The sequence below is a fragment of the Candidatus Melainabacteria bacterium genome, assembly GCA_016193285.1.
GTDB lineage: Bacteria > Cyanobacteriota > Vampirovibrionia > 2-02-FULL-35-15 > 2-02-FULL-35-15 > JACPSL01.
In genome coordinates, this window is sequence record JACPSL010000013.1 from 1 (window position 1) to 6,108 (window position 6,108).

6 protein-coding genes and 1 tRNA gene are annotated in these 6,108 nt (G+C 31.9%); 2 read left to right on the forward strand and 5 right to left on the reverse strand.

Annotated features, from left to right (window positions below):
• Positions 1-201: 201 nt before the first annotated feature.
• From HYY52_03220 to HYY52_03240, 5 genes are all read right to left on the reverse strand, one after another.
• Positions 202-1,599, reverse strand: coding sequence for a tyrosine phenol-lyase (locus HYY52_03220; GenBank protein MBI2995703.1), 1,398 nt, complete (start codon positions 1,597-1,599; stop codon positions 202-204).
• Positions 1,596-2,762, reverse strand: a complete 1,167-nt coding sequence (locus tag HYY52_03225; protein ID MBI2995704.1) for a CoA transferase — start codon at positions 2,760-2,762, stop codon at positions 1,596-1,598. The genes HYY52_03220 and HYY52_03225 overlap by 4 nt, the downstream gene beginning before the upstream one ends.
• Before the next feature lie 13 nt (positions 2,763-2,775).
• The gene (locus HYY52_03230) at positions 2,776-3,210 is read right to left on the reverse strand and encodes a PIN domain-containing protein (GenBank protein ID MBI2995705.1); all 435 of its coding nucleotides are present in this window, start codon (positions 3,208-3,210) and stop codon (positions 2,776-2,778) included.
• Entirely contained in the window at positions 3,185-3,475 is a 291-nt protein-coding gene (locus HYY52_03235; protein MBI2995706.1) for a hypothetical protein, read from the reverse strand. Before HYY52_03235 ends, HYY52_03230 begins: the two co-directional genes overlap by 26 nt.
• A 46-nt stretch (positions 3,476-3,521) precedes the next feature.
• Positions 3,522-3,608, reverse strand: a tRNA-Ser gene (locus HYY52_03240).
• Between the two features lie 187 nt (positions 3,609-3,795).
• Between HYY52_03240 and HYY52_03245 the strand changes: the two genes are divergently transcribed.
• Positions 3,796-5,088 carry a hypothetical protein gene (locus HYY52_03245; GenBank protein ID MBI2995707.1) on the forward strand — a complete coding sequence of 431 codons (1,293 nt, stop codon included), beginning with the start codon at positions 3,796-3,798 and terminating at the stop codon, positions 5,086-5,088.
• A 139-nt stretch (positions 5,089-5,227) separates the two neighbouring features.
• A complete protein-coding gene (locus HYY52_03250; GenBank protein ID MBI2995708.1) occupies positions 5,228-5,965 on the forward strand; it encodes a succinate dehydrogenase in 738 nt (245 codons plus the stop codon).
• Positions 5,966-6,108: the final 143 nt, after the last annotated feature.

Sequence of the window (6,108 nt, forward strand, 5' to 3'; positions counted from 1 at the left end):
CCAGTTGGTGGAACAGAGTATGCCTTTAAGCAATTACAACTACCAATGCCAGGAATTAATATGTAGGCCATCTATTTTTGTTTAAACTTTAATATTTTCAAGAATTACGCCTTTTCTCGAGATTAATTTTCAAAGTTGCGTGAGGTTGGAAAAGGAACTCAAATATCATTTGAGATACCAGAAATTGTATAGTAGATCTTTTTACAATCTTTCAAATTTTGCTTGGAAAAAACGTAAATATTTTGGTTCATAGATCATCTTTAGTCCACGTACTTTTTTACGATTGTTGTAAACAGTTGCAACTGATTCACTAGTAACATCCATATGTGCTTGTGTGTAAACCCTGCGAGGGATAGTTAGTCGTACAAGCTCAAGGAGAGGAAAACAATGCTTGCCTGTTGTTTTATCCCGGCCTGCTGAGACAATACCTCTTTCCATTGCACGTACTCCGGAGTCTATATAAAGTTCACAAGCTAAAGTTTGTGCAGGAAATTCGTCTTGAGGAATGTGAGGGTAAAACTTTTTAGCATCTAGATAAACTGCATGCCCACCAATTGGACGAACAATTGGAATACCCCAATCAATTAATTTTTTTCCAAGATATTCAACCTGCCCAACACGAGCACGAATGTGATCATCTTGGATGGACTCTACAATGCCACGCGCCATTGCTTCCATATCACGTCCAGCCATACCACCATATGTATGTAATCCTTCATAGACAACTACAAGATTACGTGCTTCTTCATAAAGATGAGCATCATTTAATGCTAGCCAGCCGCCAATATTTACAAGTGCATCTTTTTTCCCGCTCATTGTGCAACCATCAGTATAAGAACAAAACTCTTTTAAAATATCAGCTACAGACTTATCTTGATATCCATCCTCACGTTGTTTTATAAAATAAGCATTCTCTACAGCTCTTGTAGCATCAAGCATTATTGGAATACCATGCTTAGTTGTAAGTTCACGTACTGCTTTGAGGTTTGCCATTGAGATAGGTTGACCTCCTGCCATATTTACTGTTGCTGCAAGACTAATATAAGGAATACGTTCTCTACCTACTTTATGAATTAATTTTTCTAAGACTTCTAGATCTACGTTCCCCTTAAATGGGTGTTCATTACTTGGATTATGTGCGCAAGAAATAATAACATCTATAAATGTTCCACCTGCTAATTCCTGGTGAAGGCGTGTTGTTGTAAAGTACATATTACCAGGGATAATATCACCTGGTTTAATTAACATGCGAGATAAAATATGTTCAGCACCACGTCCTTGATGTGTTGGAACTATATAACGATAGCCGTAATATTTTTGTATTGTTTCTTCAAGATGATAAAAATTCTTACTGCCTGCATAAGCTTCATCTCCTAGCATCATGCCTGCCCATTGCCAGTCACTCATTGCACTTGTGCCACTATCTGTAAGCAAGTCGATATAGACATCTTCTGAGCGTAGGAGAAATGTATTAAAACCTGCAAGAACTATAGCACTTTCACGTTCAGCACGTGTAGTCATCTTCAACGACTCAACAACTTTTACTTTCCATGGTTCTGCCCATGAACGACGAGTAAAAGAAAGTAAAACAAAACTCAAATTACTCCTTCTAGTTTAAGATTTTTTATTTCATCATCTGAATATCCTAAACCTTTTAGCATCTTCTCTGTATCTTCTCCAAGCATTGGTGCATGCTTTTCTATATCAAAGTTAAAATCACTAAACTTAATAGGAAAACCAAATTGAGTTACTTTACCTTCAATTGGGTGTTCTTCAGTAAGAAACATATTTCTTGCTTTAATTTGTTCATTTATTACAGCTTCCTTGAAAGTTAATACTGGTGACACACAGCAATCAACATTCTTAAAATATTCTATCCATTCATTAAGAGTTTTAGTTTTAAATATTTTAGTTAGTTCATCTTTAACTTTTGCTGCTTTATCCCCAGTAACCATGTGATGAGGTATTAAATCCTTTCTATTAATAGTCTCACAAAAGATTCTCCAAAACTTAAGCTCAATAGCAGCAATAGCTAAAAATCTTTCATCAGCTGTTTTGTAGATATTATAACAAGGCACTTTTCCGGTTAATAAATCTGTATTAGAAATATTTTCATCTTTTTCATTCAGAGATCTCAGGCTTGATAATTCTGTAGCCTGGTGTGCTAGTGTTCCATCCATCATAGACACATCTAGATATTGACCTTGTCCAGTAGTTTTCTTATATACCAATGCAGCTAAAATGCCCATAGTAGCATTAAGTGCACCGCCAACAATATCTGCTATCTGAAAACCTGGTATAGAAGGTTCTCTAATAATACCCAAGTAAGAACAATAATTTAAATCATGGCCTGCTTTGTCGCGATATGGTCCAGTTTGTCCATAACCAGTAATAGAACAATAAACTACTTTTGGATTTTCTTTTTTAACAACACTGTAATCAATGCCTAACTTTTTAGTTACTCCAGGTCTAAAACTTTCTATAACTACATCTGTAGTTTTTAACAATTTTAAAAAAATATTTTTCCCTTCTTCTTTAGTAAGATCTAAAGTCATAGAATATTTATTTCTATTTAGTGCTAAGAAAAAGTTAGAATTAATTTTTTGTATAGGTGGAATAAAGCGGCTATAATCTCCTTTTTTAGGCTCTTCTATTTTTATAACTTCTGCTCCCATATCTGCTAAATGTAAAGTACACATTGGACCTGGCAATAGTCTGCTGAGATCTAATACTTTAATTCCGTTAAGAAGCGTAATTGGCATTTATCAAACTTTTCTAAGAAGTAATTTTAACAATTTCTTCTCCTACTTCTATAAATATTCTTGTTTTTAATTCTTCAATTGGTTTAAAATGTTTTTTGTTCCTAGTTACAAGTGTTAGATTTTTAAGAATAGCTAAAGAAGCTAACAAGCCATCATATTTATGTACATTTAGATAATCATGTTTCTTCACCAAGTTTGCATAAATGTCAAAAACTCTTTTATCAGCTTTAATTGGAATTCTATTAAAGTTAGATAAAAATTTTTTCACTTCTTTCTTTTTCTTAATTTTTGTACCTAGTGGTATTAGTTCTTTTTCATTTATATCACAGTAATAAATAGTTTTTTTATTTTTAGTAATAAATTCTTTTGAATAGTCCAATCCTTTTAAGTAATCAATAAATATGTTGCTATTAAGTAGAAAACTACTCTGCATTAGGATTCCACTCATCAAACTCTTTTTCTAACTCTTGTATGGTTTTTAACCCCCCTGAATTGTTATAAGATGATTTTTTTCTAAGATTATTAATATATTCTACAGAGTCATTTATTTCTTTGTTACCTCTTAAAGTGCCAAATAAATCACTATCTTCATTGCTTATATTTTTAGCCTCTTCAAGTACGAAAAAAACCTCAGTATTAGGAGGTAATTTTATGTCTCCTTCAAATTGAATTTTTCCTTCACCAATATATTTGCCTTTTCCTTTGAAAGCCATTAATTTACCTCTTTTATATTTTACCCTTAGTTGACAAAAAACAAAACGGAAGAGGAGGGATTCGAACCCCCGGATGACTTACGCCATCAACAGTTTTCAAGACTGCCTCCTTCAACCACTCGGACACTCTTCCTCTCTTTATATTTCCTTCCTTATCATTACCCTTAACTTACTATAAACAATTTTTCTGCTTTTTAATTTTATATTAATTTTTGTTTTTAGATTTATAAGATTTATTTTGTTTTACCATTAAATCAATACACATTGAAAGTTGCTAAAATTGTAGAGCCTATAACAGTATATTATTTGAGGATTTTAAAATGACTATTGGTACTAATGGTGTAACATTTGCTACTCAATCTTTAGCTAAAGCAAACTCATATATGAGTAGCAAATTATACAAAGCAACTCGTGAGATTCAAAATAATACAATTTTAAACAGAGCAACAATTGAACTCCTTGGAGCAGATATTCCTTGTACTCTTACTGAACTTGTTGGAAGGAATTGGAAAACAGCTGTAGAAGTTGCTTTTAGAATAACATTATTTCTTGTAACTTCTTTTTTTATTCCTTTATTATTTATTCCAATTTTAAATAAACTAGCAGCTAAAAAATCCGGGTTACCTGAAAATTTTAAAAAGCTTTTTTATAATCAATTTGAAGACCTAATTCCTGAGAAAAGAACAAAAGAAGGTAATGAAGAATTTAAACAAAAATTAATTGCTATGGAAGGGCAAGAAAAAGTAAACGAAATTTTAGGTGATGATGTAGACAAGCATGAACAAAAGTTAGAAGAATTTAAACAAAAAATAGTAAAAGCAAAAACAAATGTAGTAAAAAAAGATATATTGTATTCTGGACTTTTAACTTATTTAGTTCCCTGGGTACAAGTATGGTTTTCAAAAAGTTTATTGGGTGTTGTTGGATATACAGGTGAGACTGATTTACTAAGTGAGTCTCAGCAAGAAGAAAGTGCAAGCTTTCACGAGAAGACAAAATATATAAAATTTGGACTTGGGATTTTACCTACAGTATTTGGAAGTAATTGGTATTCAAATCAAGTTCAAAAAGCAGCAACAAGCTTTGATTCTGAACTAAAGGAGAGTAAATTTTTAAGCTTTGTTAAAAAACATATTAAACAGTTTGATTATTATAAAGCAATTTATGCTCAAAGATTAAATTTGGCAGGTACATTTTTATTTGGCGGGGATTGTGGTTTCCTTCTTGCATCAAGATCATTAAATGAATTTATTGAAAGATGTTTAAGATTATCAGTATTTTGGCCTACTATGTTTTTTGGAGTTGAATGGGTAAACTTTAAACTTTCTGACAAACATGATAAGAAATATGATACTCAAATTATTGATCATAATTCACCTAAAGAATTAGGAATTAAAAAAGTAAAAAATCTTGCAATGCTAGAGACAGAGTTAAAGCAAGCTGAAAATGAGGATGATGAAATAAAAATTGATATGATATCAAAAACAATGAAAGCTCAGATGAAAAATTACTGGCTTAGTATATTGATTGATTCAGCTTTAATGGGAGTAGGTTTAACAGCAGCTAATATTGCAGGCACAAAAATTAGAGTGGAAAAATTTGGAATTTATTAGTAGAATAATTTCGGTTTATTTTTATTTAACTTCAGACAAGCTGAAGTTTCCTGAGGTCGATCCTTTAATTTGATCGCATCTGCCGAGTAAATCGGACAGATGCTACAATAGCAAATGCGTTTAAAAAATTACTTTTTATATGGCTATTTCAGTTTTAGAAAAACCAAAAAATAAATTTGCTTTGACTCAAAGAAAAGATTTTTGGTGGTTTGAGCCATTAATTTATTTTATTGGCTTAAGTTGCTTTATAGTTTATGCTACATGGGCAGCATTTCAGGGAAAGTATTACGAATATGGTCCTTATCTATCGCCGTTTTACTCGCCTTTGATTATTTTTGATTGGTGGAAATTCTCACCAGCTTTTTTGATTCTGTGGATTCCTGCTGGATTTCGACTAACTTGCTATTATTATAGGAAAGCTTATTATCGTTCTTATCTTATGGATCCACCAGCATGTGCTGTATCTGAAGGCTATAGGAAATATAGCGGTGAAACAATCTTTCCTTTAATTCTTCAAAATATTCACAGGTATTTTTTATTAGGTGCAACAGCTCTTTTGTTTTTTTTATGGCATGATGTAATTAAAGCATTTGATTTTAACGGACAGTTTGGAATTGGTATTGGTACTGTCATTTTATTTGCAAGCACTTTTTTACTTACAATGTATTCATTATCTTGTCACTCCTTCAGGCATTTAATCGGGGGTTATAAAGATTCTTTTAAATGTGGATGTCAACACAAGATATATAAAAAAGTTAGCTGTATGAATGAACATCATATGTTTTGGGCATGGACAAGTCTTTTTATGGTTGGGTTTGCTGATTTTTATATAAGAATGTTGGCAATGGGAGTATGGATAGACATAAGAATTTTGTGATGGCATTCAGACTGTGTCATAAAGGAAGATTTTATTAGAATCAAGGATTAAAATTTAATAGGTGTAAGAAAAGATAGGAGTTAACGAGATGGCACTAATATGCGGTAACAGAGAACAGATAAACTTTCTACCAAAAAGTATAG

Coding starts and splice junctions, on each gene's coding strand:
- HYY52_03225 (MBI2995704.1), bottom strand. CDS start 2,762: ATGCCAATTACGCTTCTTAACGGAATTAAAGTATTAGATCTCAGCAGA.
- HYY52_03230 (MBI2995705.1), bottom strand. CDS start 3,210: ATGAGTGGAATCCTAATGCAGAGTAGTTTTCTACTTAATAGCAACATA.
- HYY52_03235 (MBI2995706.1), bottom strand. CDS start 3,475: ATGGCTTTCAAAGGAAAAGGCAAATATATTGGTGAAGGAAAAATTCAA.
- HYY52_03245 (MBI2995707.1), top strand. CDS start 3,796: ATGACTATTGGTACTAATGGTGTAACATTTGCTACTCAATCTTTAGCT.
- HYY52_03250 (MBI2995708.1), top strand. CDS start 5,228: ATGGCTATTTCAGTTTTAGAAAAACCAAAAAATAAATTTGCTTTGACT.